The following is a 14562-nucleotide window of genomic DNA, read 5'->3' as shown; positions in this document are numbered from 1 at the left end:
CTCTCGCCGCCTTTCAACCCGCTCCAATGCGCCAGAGACTATCCGCGCGACCCGTCCTCATGTTTCCGGTTCTAGGCGCTGCCTATGGGCTGGTGCTGCTCTACTGCGCGGCATGGCCGGTGACACGCGGCTGGGGCGGGGGCGCGCTGGCCGTGGTCTTGGCGCTATGCCTGCCCTTCGTCAACCGCGCCCTTCTGCGCCAACTCTGGCCTTTCGTGGCCCTGGCGGCGCTTTATCTTGTCTATGCGGTGCTTTCTACCCTTGGATTGTTCGAAACCGGTTGGACGCGGCTCTTCGATCCGCGCGCCATTCCGCAGCAGGTGGTGAGCTATCCGGCGCTGCTGGTCCTTGTGTGTCTGCTTCATCGGGTCAGCTACGGCAGCGGCCTTATGGCGGGCGATAACGCGGTGCTGACGGCGCTTGGGCTGAAACTGGTCATGGCGGCGGTGTCGGCCTGGAGCGGTGAGGCGGGATTTCTCGCCGCGCTTTTCAATGTCGAGAACCTCACCAATCAACACGCCATCCCGCTGCTGCTGTTCTTTTACTGGTCGATGGTGGCGCGGCCGAGCGTGGGTTGGACAGTGTTGGGCGGCGTCTATGTCATCGCCTGTGCCGGCACCACATCGGCAGCACTGCTGGGCGTCTTCGCCATCCTCTTTGGTGTCCTTGCCTGCCGCGGCCGAACTGCGGTGCTCATTGCGGCGTTGCTGGCAATCTTTTCAGTTCTGGCGCCGCTATTTCCGCTGCAATTGCTGTCGCTGGACGCCAATTCCGGGGTCCGGGCGTTTTTCTGGCGCGACGGTTTGGAACTGGCCGCGCAATCACATTTTATCGGTATTGGTTTGGGGACTGAGTTGGTGCGCAATTATTATCCGTCGCTGCCGTTCGACTGGCGCCTGGTGGATGACGGCAGTGGGCATTTGATCTTTATCGGCCTGCATAGCTCGTTCTATCAGGCGCTGGTGCGGGTCGGCATGGCTGGCTTGTTGCTGCTCGGCCTGGGCTGCTGGCGGCTTTGCGCTTTGGCAAGGCAGAACGCCAGACCGGCGCTCGCCTGGATGGCCTTGTGCACGTTGCTGACCTCTCTCACCGTCAATCCCAGCCTCGACAGCGCCAACTTCATGTTCGCGAACGCCCTCATGATCGCCTGGCTGCTGGGGCCGGTGCGGGCGAATGCAAAGGCGCAGCGCGCATGAGAGTTCTTGTCCTGCACAACAGCTACCGCAACCAAGGTGGCGAAGACCTTGCCGTCGCCGGCGAAGTCGACATCATGCGCAAGGCCGGCATGGATGTGCGGCTGGAGACTGTGTCGAACCGGGGCATTTCCTCTCCCGTCGAGCAGGCGCGCCTGTTTTTAACCGTTGCCAACGATCCCAAGCGCAAGATTTGGGTACAGGGCCTCTGCGACGACTATCGCCCCGATATCGTTCATATCCACAATTTCTTTCCGCTGCTCACCACCGCAGTGCACGAAGGGGCGGCAGAACGGCAGCTGCCGGTGGTGCAAACCCTGCATAACTATCGGCTGCTGTGCGCCAATGCCCTGTTCCTGCGCAATGGTGCGGTGTGCGAAACCTGCATAAACGGTAACAAGGCGGTTGCGTTTCTGAGCCGGTGCTATCGCGGTTCGTTTGCCGCGACATTGGCCGCCATGCGCCTGCGCCAGCATGCGGCGCGCAATGACATCTGGGCCCGGCATGTGCATCGGTTTATTGCGCTCACCGAGTTCGCCCGCGGCAAGTTCATCGACGGCGGGTTCGATGGCGACAGGATCGTGGTGAAGCCGCACTTTGTCGAAGATGTCGGCGTCATGGAGCATAGCCGGGCAGGGGCGTTGTTCGTCGGCCGGCTATCGCCTGAGAAAGGCGTCGGCACGTTGATCCAGGCCTGGCGCTCTTTGCCGAATATCCCGCTCACCATTGTCGGCGACGGCCCCGAGCGGTCGCGTCTCATGGCGAGTGCGCCGCGCAATGTGGTGTTTACCGGTCACCTCCGGCAGGACGCGGTTACGCCGCTGATGCGCCGCGCCGCCGTGCTGGTCGTGCCTTCGATTGCCTATGAAACCTTTGGCATGACCATTGCCGAAGCATTTTCGGCGGGGCTGCCGGTTATTGCATCAGATATCGGGGCTCCGGCCGAACTGGTCGGCCGAAGCGGAGGCGGGGTCTTGTTCAAGGCCGGCGACGCCGCCGATCTCGTGCGGGCGGTCACCGACGTGCTGGACAATTCCGATACATTGGGAGCGCTTAGCGCAGGCGCGCGGCGCGACTATCTCCGCCGCTACACGCCCGAGCGCAATCTCGAACATCTGCTGTTGATCTATCGCGACGCCGCCCAGCGAGCCAAGGCTTCATAGTCCGCCCCCCAGGTCGCCCAATGCGGCCGCGAAGGCGGTGTCGTCGAGATGGCCTGAATAGGCGGCGAGCGCCTCAAGCCACATAGTCGTCGGCTCAGCGCCATCGACACCAGCGCCGATCGCCAATGCCTCAAGGCGTGTCGGCCCGGCTGCGGCGATTGTCTGGGCAGCTGCATTTCCGCATTTGACGCGCACCGAGCCACCACCCCAGGCCATGCCAATTTTGTGCGTTTCGCCCACAGGGAGTGGATCAAAACTGCGCTCAAATTGCAGAACGCCGTCCGATATAACGGCAACCACGATGTTACCATTCGTGTCGCGGATGATGCTGATGCAATCCTCGGCAGAGCTGGCGCCTTCGAGGGACAAGAGCCTTTCGTTCTGTCCGGTTGCCTGGGCGTCCAGGGCAAAACGCAGGAACAGTGATCCAGACGCCGCGCTGATCCCCAGATCGACCGGGCTCAGTGCCAGCCGGTCGGCGGCGCGGGTGGCCGGGCTGCCGGTGGTCGGTATGAACGAGCCGGGACGCGCCTCCCGCAGCATGGGCAGGGCGATGTCGATGGCATGATCGGCGCTCAGTACCGCGGTCTTGATCAGGTTGACCTCGCGGGCCCCGGTCGACCCCGCCTGGCGGCCCACGTCGAAACGCTGCCAGTCGGGGGTGAGTGCAGCGCCTTCGACGATCCTGGCGATGCCTTCGGAGTCCAGCGGCGTATACCAGTATAGGTCGAAGGCCACTTTGCCGGGCGGCAGGCGCGCATAAAGTGAAAGCCAATAGTCGGTGCCGCTGCTGTGGGGCAGCCCCCCGGCGGTTCTGAAGCCGGCATAGCTTTCCTCGCCGCCACCATTATAGCGAAGCGGTTGGGTTTCCACATTGCAGACCAGCTCCGGCGCCAGGATCTCGGCAAACTCCGAGCTCGGGCCGACGACGCTCCAGCCCATGGGGAAGGCGCCGCTGCCGCGCGCTGGCGTCATGCCTGAAAAGCTGTTGCGCGGCAGCAGTTCGGTGGCCTGCGGTTCGAGACTGGCGCCCCTATTGGTGCGCGCCAGCTGGTCTTCGGAAAAGCCGTGATAATTGCCCGAGGCATCGGCGGCGAGCTTGGTCGAGCCCCGCGAAAACTCAAGAATTGAGTCAAGCGGGCTCTCCAAGCCATTGAACATGGAGCGATTTGCGATGAAATCGATCGCGGAGCTGGCACCCTGCGGCCACCATTGCCGAGGGCGCCAATTAAGAGGCGTGAGTTTCAGCCCCAGCATCAGACCAGACCCACGATGTCAGCGGCCGTGGTGCCGGTGGCCTTCACGGCCACGACGCGCAGCGGCAAAATGCTGCCGGCGCTGACATTGGCGAAGGCCAGGCTTGCCCCGGACACGGTGACGACGGCTAGCGTGCCGCCCGCGCCGACATAGAGCGCGCGCGTCGCTTCGCTCAGCTCGGTGCTGTCATGGGGCGAAATGGCAAAGCCATGCTGGGCGGGGCCATCAATGGTGGCGGCATGGCTGGCGAAACGGTCGGTCATGGTCCTCAGACTCCTCAAAGATTGATGAGCCCAGTGTAGAAGCGCCGCGATGCCCGGGGATAAGCGGCATAGTTTGCGCCAACGCCAATGAAGAAGGGACCCTTTGTGACAAGGGCCCCGTTTCGCTTTCGAATATTTTTCGGCGGCTTACTTTGCCGTGGCGGAAATGTTCACCTTGCCCAGCAGCGTGGTGGGGTCTTCCTCGGCGGCCATGAAGTCTTCGAGGCCCAGACCGGGCGCCGACTTGGCATCGATGGTGATGTTCAGCGACTTGGCGGTGCCGCTGACGAAGCTGTTCACCGCGGCGCCCAGCTTGGCGGCGTCGGCGGCCCCGGCCATGAAGCCGATAATGGTGCCTTCGGCCAGACCGGCAAAGATCGGTCGCAACGCTGCGGGGTCACCCCCCTGTTCTGCCGCAGCCGCGGCGAGGACAATGTCCGACAGACCGGCATCCGTCACGTCGAGATTGAGCGACTGGATCGCCACGCCCATTGCCGCCATCAGCGCCGTGTCGGTGTCGAGCGCGAACAGGTCGGCAGTGGCATTGGCAATAGTACCGGCCAGCTTGACGGTGGCGAGATTGGCGCCGGTGACCGAGGCTTCCTCAAGCACGATAGTGCTGTTGGCCTCGTCCCAATTTGCCGCCAGGCGGAACCCAGCGTCGATATCGGTGACGCCAAGGGCGATGAGCTGCTGCATCTGTTCGTCGCCGCCATTCTCGGGCAGGGCGACCTGGATGTTGGCCGCCGAGGTGTCGAGCAGGGTCGGGATACCGTTGACATAGCTGCCCAGCGTCAGGTCGAAATTGCCGATATCGGCTTTCACCCGCGCCTCTTCATTGTCAGGGTCCGGCACGTCCACGCTCATGCCGCTGAGAGAAAAACCTTCCATCGCCGGGATCAGGCCACGCGCATTTGCCTCGAGCCAGGCCTCGTCGACCAGTTCGGGCGCGCCTTCAAGCACGGCAATGGTGCCGCTGAGGTCCATCGGCTTGAAGGTGAAATTGTCGAGCGATATCGCGCCGTCGTCTTCCACGGCGATATTGAGGCCTTCGAGGACGATGGAGGGGTAGGTGCCGGGCGACATGCCGCCAAGCGTCATGCTGGCAATGGCGAAATTCACCGGACGACCCTGTTCGTCCGTAATGTCACAGCTGAAACCGTCGAAGGTGACTTCCGAAGTCTCGAACGCGGTGAGGATGTCGGCATACATGCGCATCACCTGGCCGATCAGCGCCGGATCCATGGTGTCCGGATCATCTTCCAGCTCCTGCGCCAGCGCGATCATCTCGCCGAACGGCATTTTCAGCGGCCGCGCCTTGAATTCGGCACCATAGGTCCCGCCAATCGTGCAGGAACCGTCAGTCATGTCGATGCTGCCGCCTTCAGCGGTAAAATCGGTATAGATGGTCTCGAGTGCGGTCTGCCCGCCACGGTCGACCAGGCCATAAATGCCCAGGACGCCGCCGATATCGAAATTGGCGGCCGACATCGCGCCGAAATCCACCGTACCCTCGCCGGTTTCCATGCCGATGGAGCCCAGGCTGACGCTGTCGGCAACGCCATCGGTGACGTTCTCAAGCACCAGGTTGCTGAAGGTGATGGTGGTTTCTTTGACCTCGTCGGCGCGGGTGGATTTTACCGTCACTGCAATTTCGGGCACGGTGATGCTGGTAGCGTCCAGACCGGCCAGGGCGTCGGCATTTTCCACGAAGGCGCCGGTTAGGATGTCGGTGAGCGTCGCGTCATCAATGCTGGAGTCGACGCCCGTCACCGTCGGAATGGAGACGACATAGTCGATCGACATTTCTGCCGCGGGCGGTGGCGCGACGTCCTTGTTCTTCTGCTTTTGGGCAAAGGCGGCGCCGGCTGGAAGGGCAACGCTGAGCAGACAGGCGGCGGCGAAGGTGGCGAGGCGGCGCCGACCCGTTGAACTGTTGAGCATGCTTTTCTCCCATTGTCCGGCCAGACCTAGGAAACTGGCCACTGCTGTTCAAGCAACAGAAATACCCAGACGCCACCCGTTGTGCAAATGCCAAGGTTTCCCCGGCGAGGTGAGGCGCAGGCTTGCCCAGTCCAAGCGACAAAGATGACATGAGAGTGGCAATTCAATCGGGGAGGCGCGCTCAGAACTTATTGTTCAGGATTTCAATTTCGCGCTGGCCACCCGGCTGCACCTGGAAGTCACGATTGTAGACCTGGTCGCCCAGCTTGGCGAGAACGGTGTAATCGCCTTCAGCAAGAACGGTCCAGGGGAAGGCGCCGCGGTCGGTGAACAAGGTCGCCCCGTCGGTCGACTTCACCGTCCATTCCACGTCGGCAATGGCCTCGCCGCCTTCTTCGGACACCAGCTTGAATGAGACTTCGCTGCCATGATGGTAGAGCGTCGCGTCGGTCAACTGGCCGGGCTCGACCCGCAGGTCGGCCTTGACCACGGCATTGATATCACCGAAGCGCGAGACGATGTGGTAGGTGCCGGCATTGAGGGTGATGATCTCGTTGGGCTGCAGGTTTTCAGCCAGCATGACGCGGCTATTCTCCGGCCCAGCCGTGTAGATGTCGAAATGCAGCAGGTTCGGCGCGATTGGGATATCGCCGGTCACAGCCGAATTGAGGCGCAGCGCGCCCGCTTCCATGACGATGTCCTTGCTGTTCTGTCCGGCGGCCACCGAGAGCGGTTCGCTGGTCTGGGCACGGCCATAGGCGAGGTGGATGACATATTCACCGGGGGGGAGTTCCAGCTGCGCCGTGCCGCCCTCCACCTTGGCCACCAGCGCCATCTCGCCATTGGCATCAGGAACGCTATCAAAGATGCGCCAGATCAACCCCTCGGGGATGTTGGTGCCGTCCTGCGTAATCCGGGCGGTCAGGGTGACCGGTTGCGGGGCACCGGCAAGCGTGTCGATGGCTTCGGTCGCCGGTGTCTGCTGCCGCGGCGGCGGGGCTGGAACCGGCGCCACGGCGCCTGATGCATCGCGATCCGGACGCGGGCGGGGCAGGGGTGGGATTTCGGCATTTTCCTGCGCCCAGGCGGCCATATGCGCCGTGCCTGTAATGCCGACGGCGGCGAGGCAAACAACCGACAACAAAAGGCGTAGAATACGCATGAACTCTCCGACGTCGTCCGATAGGCCAGCTGGCTGGCCGATTCCGCGGTGATTAAGCCGCAATCACGGAAAAGCTGTGTCACAACCCCAGCGGTTTTAAAACCGTCGCGATGCCCGAACGCTCAATTTTGCGGGAGGGCTGGTCGCGCTGCGCTGCCCCGGCTATGTGTCGGCCAACAAGGAGCCAGCCATGCCCGCCAATTCTGCTTTGCGCGATTATCTGTTGACCCGCCGCTCGGTCGGCCAGGCCTTCCTGCAGGAGCCGGGACCTTCGGCAGGGGAACTCCAGACGCTTCTGACCATTGCCACCCGCGTGCCTGATCACGGCAAGCTGGCGCCCTGGCGGCTGGTGGTTTTCGCGGGTCAGGCCCGCATCGATGCCGGCAATGCCCTAGCCGAAATCGCGGCGCGGCGGCGTCCCGATATCGATGAAGCGAGCCTTGAGATCGAACGCCGCCAGTTCCTGCCCGCCCCCCTGGTCATCGGCATCCTCTCCACCCCCAAGCCGCACCCAAAAGTGCCCGAATTCGAACAATTGCTGTCCGCCGGCAATGTCGCCTTCAATCTCGAACATGCCGCCTACGCCCTCGGCTTTGCCGCGTCCTGGATCACTCGCTGGTTCAGCTTCGACGAAGACGCCGCCGCCATGCTGGGCGCTGGCCCTGGGGAGCGTTTTGTCGGTTTCGTGCATATCGGCACCCCGACCGTCGCTCCCGAGGATCGTCCGCGTCCTGACCTCGCCGATATCGTCACCTATTGGACGGCCCCGCATCCTGCACATGGTTAATCACGTATTAACGGGCTTGCGTGATAGGATCGCTGCGGTTGATTCCCACACGAAAGCCCGTCGATGGGTGTGCAGTCGATTTCCATCCCGCAGAACCTTGCGCAGGCCCTGACCACGGCCGGCAATCGCAGCGGTGTGGACTTCAGCTACCTGCTGCAGACCGCAATGCGCGAGAGCAGTCTCAATCCGGCGGCCAAGGCCAGCACATCGAGCGCGGTCGGCCTGTTCCAGTTTCTCGAAAGCACCTGGCTGCAGGTGATGAAGCAGGAAGGCCCGCGTCTCGGCTATCAAACCTATGCGGACAAGATCGAGATCACCAGCGACGGCAATTACACCGTGCGTGATCCGGCGACGCGTGACGCTATTCTCAAGCTGCGGGAAAACCCCGAGATAGCAGCCGACCTCGCCGCCGCCTTCACCCGTTCCAATGGCGACTATCTGCGCGGTGCCTTCGGGCGCATGCCCAGTGCCGGCGAGCTCTACATTGCCCATTTCCTGGGCGCGCAGGGCGCCGAAAAGCTGTTCCGCGCCGGTCTGCAAAATGCCGACCAGCTCGCAGCCGACCTTTTCCCCCGCCAGGCCTCCTCCAACGTCGCCATCTTCTTCGACAATGGCAAACCGCGCACCATTCGCGAGGTTTACCGGGTGCTGGTGGCCAAGCACGAGACCGGCACCAATGCGGCCTTTTCCACCCAGCAGATGGCGGGGCAGGGTGGATCGCGCGGGGTAGATCAGGCGCCGCCGCTGCCCTCCCGTTTCTCGCGCGAAAATATGTCGTTCACGGGCCTGTTCAAGAACGAAGTCGAATTGCCCAGCGAAGCCGAGAGTGCCGCCGGAGCGGGCGCCGCTTTCTTCACCCAGCTCTACGGCCAATAGGTCGCATTTGGCACTCCATCAAAGTGGGTGGCACCGGGCAATCCTAACGCTACGTTAGCTATTTCCGAGTGAAGTCAGGGTCTCGCCGGAGACCGACCACACATGCAAGACAGACCGCTCGAATGGGAACTCGCCATTGCAGCCATTCCGCGCGGCTGGGTCATCTCGGCGCTGGCGCTCTGCTCCTGGCTTGTCACCATCGCCGCCGCGCAAACGCTGGCCGGGCTCTGGACATTCGTAACCGGCTGACCCACGCCATGTTTATGGTGAACCGTTCCTTAAACTCTGCATTCTAAGGTGCTCTTCGCGAGTGCGCGGAGAGTGTAATGATTGGGTATCAGGCGTTTGCGGATCTCTCACAGTCGAGTGACAGTGACGAGCGTGGGCATGCCGCTCATCTGGCCGCGCTGGCCTATCTAAAGCACGATGGTCCGGCCGACGAGCATGCTGCGCTTTACGCCGCGCTGATTTCCTTTCTCGACGATCCTTCGGTCAAAGTGCGCGCCTCGCTGGCCTATGGCCTGCTGCATTCGCTCGATGCGCCGCGCCCGATCATCCTGGCGCTGTTGCGCGACAGCCCGATCATTTCCCGCGCCGTGCTGCAATATTCGCCCATTCTGGTCGATGCCGATCTCATGTCGGTGGTGCGCAATGGCGATATCGCGGCGCTCGTTTCGATTGCCCAGCGCACCACGATCAGCCCGCGCATCGGCGCGGCGCTCATTGCCCGCAATGATGACAGCCTGACCCTGCGCGTGCTGCGCCGCAAGGAGGTGCAACTCGCCGCCGATGTGCTGCAGGCGCTGGCCAATACCCGCGGCGAGAATGCCCAGATGCGCGGTGCCTTGCTGGCCCGTAAGGATCTGCCCGCGCCCGCCCGGCTGCTGCTGGTGCAGCGGGCCACCGAAAGCCTGCGCCAATGCCGCATGGTCAAGGGTGCTCTCGCGCCGGACCGGTTGGAGCGCCTCCTGCGCGACGGCAACGATACCGCCGTCTCGGCCATTGGCGAGCGCGCCAGCGTCGCTGCCGACCCCAATTTCGTCGAGCAGCTAGTGGGCGCCAACCAGCTCAACACGCGCCTCCTGCTCCATGCCGTGGTCACCGGCCATGTGATGTTCTTTGCTGCCTGCCTTGCCAATCTGGCGCAGGTCTCGCGGGACAAGGTCTTTTCGCTGCTGGAATCCGGCAGCCGCCCGGCCCTTATGGCGCTATTCGTCCGTTGCGGGCTGGACAGCGGCATCAGCCGCCTGCTCGTCCGGCTGGTATTGCATGCCCGTGCGGCCGACCTCGCCGACGACGTGGCGGCCCGTCACTACGTCGTCACGGCGCTGACGGAGGAAATGATTGCCGATTATGACGGCGATATCCCGCCCGAGCTGGAAGAGGCCTTTGCCTATCTCGGCGAGCAGAACATCGCCCTGGCGCGCAAGGCTGCGCGCGGCGTCATGGCGGCCTTTGCCGGCTCCAGCAGCGCTGTCATGTCCCTGCCGCCCGCTCAAGTCCAGCCCGCCCTGGCCCTGCCGGCGGCATAAAATCTAGAAGCGGAACTGTTCGCTCAGCACGCGTTCTTCGAGACTCGTGCCGGGGTCGAACAGCAGCGTAACGCCGTGCGTGCGGTCCTCGCGCACCGTCACTTCCCGCACATTCTGGAATTCCACATTGTCGGCCACCGCGCTCACCGGCCGCTTTTCCGCCTCGCGGGTGATGAAGGTCACCTCGGCGCGGTTCGACAGGATGGCCCCGCGCCAGCGGCGCGGCCTGAATGGTGAAATCGGCGTCAGCGCCAGCAGCGGCGCCTCGATCGGCAGGATCGGGCCGTGGGCAGAAAGATTATAGGCGGTCGATCCAGCCGGCGTCGCCAGCAGCGCGCCATCGCAGATCAGCTCGTCGAGCCGCACTTCACCATCCACCAGGATCTGCAGCTTGGCAGCCTGGTAGGTCGAACGGAACAGCGACACCTCGTTGATGGCCAGCGCCGAGCGGCTCGTCCCCGAAGCATCGAGCACGTTCATGGACAGCGGATAGATCTGAGTCTGCTGCACGACCTTGAGCCGCTCGTCGAGATCGTCTTCGCTGAAATTGTTCATCATGAAGCCGACAGAGCCGAAGTTCATACCATAGACTGGCTTGCCCGAGCCCATGACCTGATGCAGCGTCTGCAGCATCAGCCCATCGCCGCCCAGCGCCACCACCACATCGGCATCTTCGAGCGACACCATGCCATAGCGATCACGCAACCGTGCCGCCGCAGCAATGGCGGCCGGAGTTTCGTTGGTCACGATGCAGAACGTCATGGGCGCGGGGCTCGGCAGAAAGTTTCGACCGCGCTGACTAGCACGCACACCGCCAACCCACCAGACAGTTGGGCACCTCGCTGCTTCCTGGTGGCTCTGCCGCAACGCCGCAGCAAGCATTGCAAGCAACGTCCATTGTTCCGGCGCGTTTTCGCGGTAGCATCCTGCCGGCGTCTCGTTCTCCACCCGAAAGACTTCCCATGCGTCCATCCGCCGCCCCCATGCTGGATTTCGCTCCCGGCGCGCCGGGTATCGCGCCCCGCTGGACCTCGAGCGCCAAGAGCGGTGTCGGCACGGCGCTGTCGCGGCATTCCCCGCTCTGGTTCACGATCAGCCATGGCGTGGTCAACGAGGTCTATTTTCCACGCGTCGACAGCGCCTGCACCCGCGATTTCGAGCTCTTGGTGGTGGGGCCGGATGGCTATTTCTCCGAGGAGAAGCGCGACTGCCAGAGCACCACACGCCAGGTTGAGGATGGTATTCCGGCCTTTTCCGTCAGCAATCTCTCGCGCGATGGTCGCTACCGCATCGAAAAACATGTCATCTCCGATCCGGCGCGGCCCAGCCTCATCCAGAAGGTCACATTTACCCCGCTGGTGGGCAGTCTCGCCGATTATCGAGTCTATGCGCTCCTGGCGCCGCATCTGGTCAATGCCGGCATGGACAATTCCGCCTGGATCGGCGAGCAACGCGACATCACCTTGCTCTATGCCAGCGGTCGCTCGCGCTATCTGGCGCTGGGCAGTTCCTTGCCCTGGCGCAGCCGCTCCGTCGGCTTTGTCGGTGTCTCGGACGGCTATCAGCAATTGAGCCGCAACGGCCGGCTCAATCCGCAATACCAGCGCGCCGATGACGGCAATGTCGCCCTCTGCGCCGAGATCGGCTTCGATGGCGACAACAGCGTCGAGCTGGTCGTGGGTTTCGGGCAGTCCGAGACCGAGGCGGGTGCCAATGTGGGGGCTAGCCTGCGCGAAGGCTGGGATCGGGCGTTCGCCGGTTACTGCAACAACTGGCACGACTGGCAACAGAGCCTCAAGCCACTCGACCAGCCGCGATCCGGCGCCATCAATGCCTACCGCGTCTCCACCGCCGTGCTCGCCAGCCACCGGGCAGTCGATCGGCCGGGTGCGGTAGTGGCGAGCCTTTCCATCCCCTGGGGCCCGGCCAAGGGTGACGACGACATGGGCGGCTACCATCTCGTCTGGCCGCGCGACCTGGTCGAAACCGCCGGCGGTTTCCTCGCGGCAGGCGACGAGCGTGAGGCGCTCAGCATTCTCGAATATCTGCGCGAGGTGCAATTGGCCTCCGGCCGCTGGGCGCAGAATATGTGGCTGGATGGGCGGCCCTATTGGCGTGGCGTGCAGATGGATGAATGCGCTTTTCCGATCCTGCTGGCCGATCTCTTGCGCCGCAAGGGCGTGCTCGATGGTACCGCGCTTGGTCGCTATCTGCCGATGATCCGTCGCGCTGCCGGCTACATCGTCGCCAATGGTCCGGCCAGCCGGCAGGACCGCTGGGAAGAGGATGGCGGCTATAGCCCGTTCACGCTCGCTGTCGAAATCGCGGCGCTGCTGGCGGCGGCCGACCTGCTCGATGACGCCACTGCCGCAACGCATCTGCGCGAAACCGCCGATTGCTGGAATGAGCAGATCGAGAACTGGACCTATGTTCGTGACCCTGACCCGGCGCTTGGCGTCGCCGGCTATTATGTCCGCATGGGTAACGACGTCGCGACCGATATCGCCGATGCCGGCTCCGGCGTCACTGTCATTCGCAACCAGGTGCTCGGCAAGTCGGCATTGCCCACCCGCCAGGTGCTGAGCCCGGATGCTCTGGCGCTGGTGCGCTTCGGCCTGCGCGGAGCCGATGATCCGCGTATCATCGACACGGTGACGATGCTCGACGCCACCCTCAAAGTGGAGCTGCCGCAAGGACCGCTCTGGTATCGCTATACCGGCGATGGCTATGGCGAACACGAAAGCGGCGAAGCCTTTGATGGCACCGGGCAGGGCCGGGCCTGGCCGCTGCTGGCCGGCGAACGCGCGCATTACGAGCTTGCTGGCGGCCGCGTCGAAAATGCGCAAAGCCTCCTCCGAACGCTCGAAGCCTCCGCCAGTGTCGAGGGTTTGTTGCCCGAGCAGAGTTGGGACGCCGACGATGTGCCCCGGCGCGAGCTGTTTCGCGGTCGCCCCTCCGGCAGCGCCATGCCGCTGGTCTGGGCCCATTCCGAGCACATCAAGCTATTGCGCTCGCTGGCTGATGGCGCGGTGTTCGACATGCCGCCGCAGACCCATGCGCGTTATGTCGCCGGCAAGGCGCCATCAAACCTGCGCATCTGGAGGCTAAACAATGCCATCACTCATGTGCCGGCAGGCAAAAGCCTGCGGCTCGAACTGCCGGCGCCGGCGCTGGTTCATTGGGGGCTGGATGACTGGCAGCAGCCTACGGACACGAAAACGCGCGAGAGCGGCCTTGGAACCCATGTCGCCGATCTCGACATATCCAATCTCGGGCCGGGCAGGGCGGTGGTGTTCACCTTCCTCTGGCAGCAGGACAATCGCTGGGACGACAACCGCTTCACGGTTCAGCTCGTCAGCGAATAAGCGTCAAACAGGAGCTTTCTATGCAGCTGGGAATGATCGGTTTGGGCCGTATGGGTGCCAATATGGTGCGGCGCCTGATGCGGGCGGGACACCAATGCGTGGTCTATGATGTCAATCCGGCCAATATTGCCGCCCTGGTCGCCGAGGGCGCTATCGGCGCCGCCGATATGGGCGATCTGCTGAGCAAGCTCAATGGCCCGCGTGCCGTCTGGATGATGCTGCCTGCCGCGATCACCGGGCGCATTGCCCGCGAGATCGCCGCCCAGATGGCGCCGGGCGATATCCTGATCGATGGCGGTAATTCCAACTATCGCGATGCCGTGGACCTCGCCATCGAGCTGGCGCCCAAGGGCGTCGCCTATGTCGATGTCGGCACCAGTGGCGGGGTCTGGGGGCTGGAGCGCGGCTATAGCCTGATGATCGGCGGCAGCACTGAGGCGGTCAAAACGCTCGATCCCATTCTCGCTTCGCTGGCGCCTGGCTCCGATGGCTCCGGCGGCACGCCTGGGACAACCGATACAGCGGTGCAGGGCTATCTGCATTGCGGTCCGGCCGGCGCCGGGCACTTCGTCAAGATGGTCCATAACGGCATCGAATACGGCATCATGGCCGCCTATGCCGAAGGCCTCAACATTCTCAAGGCAGCTGATGCGGGCAAGGAAAAGCGCGATGCTGACGCCGAAACCGCGCCGCTGCACAATCCCGAATATTACCGCTTCGACATCGATCTTGCCGCCGTCACCGAAGTGTGGCGCCATGGCAGCGTCATCGGCTCCTGGCTGCTCGACCTGACCGCGCAGGTGCTCAAGGACGACGCCACGCTGTCGCGGTTCGGCGGCAAGGTCTCCGATTCCGGTGAAGGCCGATGGACCCTGCAGGCCGCCATCGAAACGGGTGTGCCCGCGCCTGTGCTCTCCTCGGCTCTGTTCAACCGCTTTGCCTCGCGCGACAATGACGAGTTCGCCAACAAGCTATTGTCGGCCATGCGCTATTCCTTCGGCGGCCATCAGGAGAAATGAG

General features: G+C 63.5%; 13 protein-coding genes. 8 read left to right on the top strand and 5 right to left on the bottom strand.

The window, feature by feature from the left end; genetic code table 11:
* Positions 1-59 precede the first annotated feature (59 nt).
* On the top strand, positions 60-1196 hold the full coding sequence (locus tag BGO80_RS02075) for a hypothetical protein (RefSeq protein WP_286718686.1): 1137 nt from the start codon (positions 60-62) through the stop codon (positions 1194-1196).
* A complete protein-coding gene (locus tag BGO80_RS02070; RefSeq protein WP_286718683.1) occupies positions 1193-2356 on the top strand; it encodes a glycosyltransferase in 1164 nt (387 codons plus the stop codon). Before BGO80_RS02075 ends, BGO80_RS02070 begins: the two co-directional genes overlap by 4 nt.
* Here the strand turns inward: BGO80_RS02070 and BGO80_RS02065 are convergent.
* From BGO80_RS02065 to BGO80_RS02050, 4 genes are all read right to left on the bottom strand, one after another.
* Positions 2351-3517 (bottom strand): hypothetical protein, encoded by a 1167-nt coding sequence (locus BGO80_RS02065; protein ID WP_286718680.1) that lies wholly within the window; start codon positions 3515-3517, stop codon positions 2351-2353. The two genes, BGO80_RS02070 and BGO80_RS02065, sit on opposite strands and share 6 nt — an antisense overlap.
* A gap of 95 nt (positions 3518-3612) precedes the next feature.
* Positions 3613-3876, bottom strand: a complete 264-nt coding sequence (locus tag BGO80_RS02060; RefSeq protein WP_126150152.1) for a spike base protein, RCAP_Rcc01079 family — start codon at positions 3874-3876, stop codon at positions 3613-3615.
* Positions 3877-4023: 147 nt separating this feature from the next.
* Positions 4024-5820, bottom strand: a complete 1797-nt coding sequence (locus BGO80_RS02055; protein ID WP_286718676.1) for an aq_1923 C-terminal domain — start codon at positions 5818-5820, stop codon at positions 4024-4026.
* A gap of 181 nt (positions 5821-6001) precedes the next feature.
* Positions 6002-6982 (bottom strand): RgsD C-terminal domain-containing protein, encoded by a 981-nt coding sequence (locus BGO80_RS02050; protein WP_286718673.1) that lies wholly within the window; start codon positions 6980-6982, stop codon positions 6002-6004.
* Positions 6983-7172: 190 nt separating this feature from the next.
* On the opposite strand from BGO80_RS02050, the gene BGO80_RS02045 reads away from it, so the two are divergent.
* From BGO80_RS02045 to BGO80_RS02030, 4 genes are all read left to right on the top strand, one after another.
* Complete coding sequence (locus BGO80_RS02045) at positions 7173-7769, top strand: nitroreductase family protein (protein WP_286718670.1); 597 nt, start codon at positions 7173-7175, stop codon at positions 7767-7769.
* A gap of 63 nt (positions 7770-7832) precedes the next feature.
* Positions 7833-8645, top strand: coding sequence for a transglycosylase SLT domain-containing protein (locus tag BGO80_RS02040; protein WP_286718667.1), 813 nt, complete (start codon positions 7833-7835; stop codon positions 8643-8645).
* Positions 8646-8747: 102 nt separating this feature from the next.
* Positions 8748-8894 carry a hypothetical protein gene (locus BGO80_RS02035; protein ID WP_164550328.1) on the top strand — a complete coding sequence of 49 codons (147 nt, stop codon included), beginning with the start codon at positions 8748-8750 and terminating at the stop codon, positions 8892-8894.
* A gap of 77 nt (positions 8895-8971) precedes the next feature.
* Entirely contained in the window at positions 8972-10177 is a 1206-nt protein-coding gene (locus tag BGO80_RS02030) for a DUF2336 domain-containing protein (protein ID WP_286718661.1), read from the top strand.
* Positions 10178-10180: 3 nt separating this feature from the next.
* Here the strand turns inward: BGO80_RS02030 and BGO80_RS02025 are convergent, their stop codons facing one another.
* On the bottom strand, positions 10181-10939 hold the full coding sequence (locus tag BGO80_RS02025) for an NAD kinase (RefSeq protein ID WP_286718658.1): 759 nt from the start codon (positions 10937-10939) through the stop codon (positions 10181-10183).
* Between the two features lie 200 nt (positions 10940-11139).
* Here BGO80_RS02025 and BGO80_RS02020 point away from each other — a divergent pair, with 200 nt between their 5' ends.
* Both BGO80_RS02020 and gnd read left to right on the top strand, forming a co-directional pair.
* A complete protein-coding gene (locus BGO80_RS02020) occupies positions 11140-13542 on the top strand; it encodes a glucan 1,4-alpha-glucosidase (RefSeq protein WP_286718655.1) in 2403 nt (800 codons plus the stop codon).
* Positions 13543-13562: 20 nt separating this feature from the next.
* Positions 13563-14561, top strand: a complete 999-nt coding sequence (gnd, locus tag BGO80_RS02015; RefSeq protein ID WP_286718652.1) for a phosphogluconate dehydrogenase (NAD(+)-dependent, decarboxylating) — start codon at positions 13563-13565, stop codon at positions 14559-14561.
* Position 14562: the final 1 nt, after the last annotated feature.

It is taken from the genome of Devosia sp. 63-57 (genome assembly GCF_001899045.1).
Taxonomy (GTDB): domain Bacteria; phylum Pseudomonadota; class Alphaproteobacteria; order Rhizobiales; family Devosiaceae; genus Devosia; species Devosia equisanguinis.
This window is presented reverse-complemented; position numbering and strand designations above follow the sequence as displayed.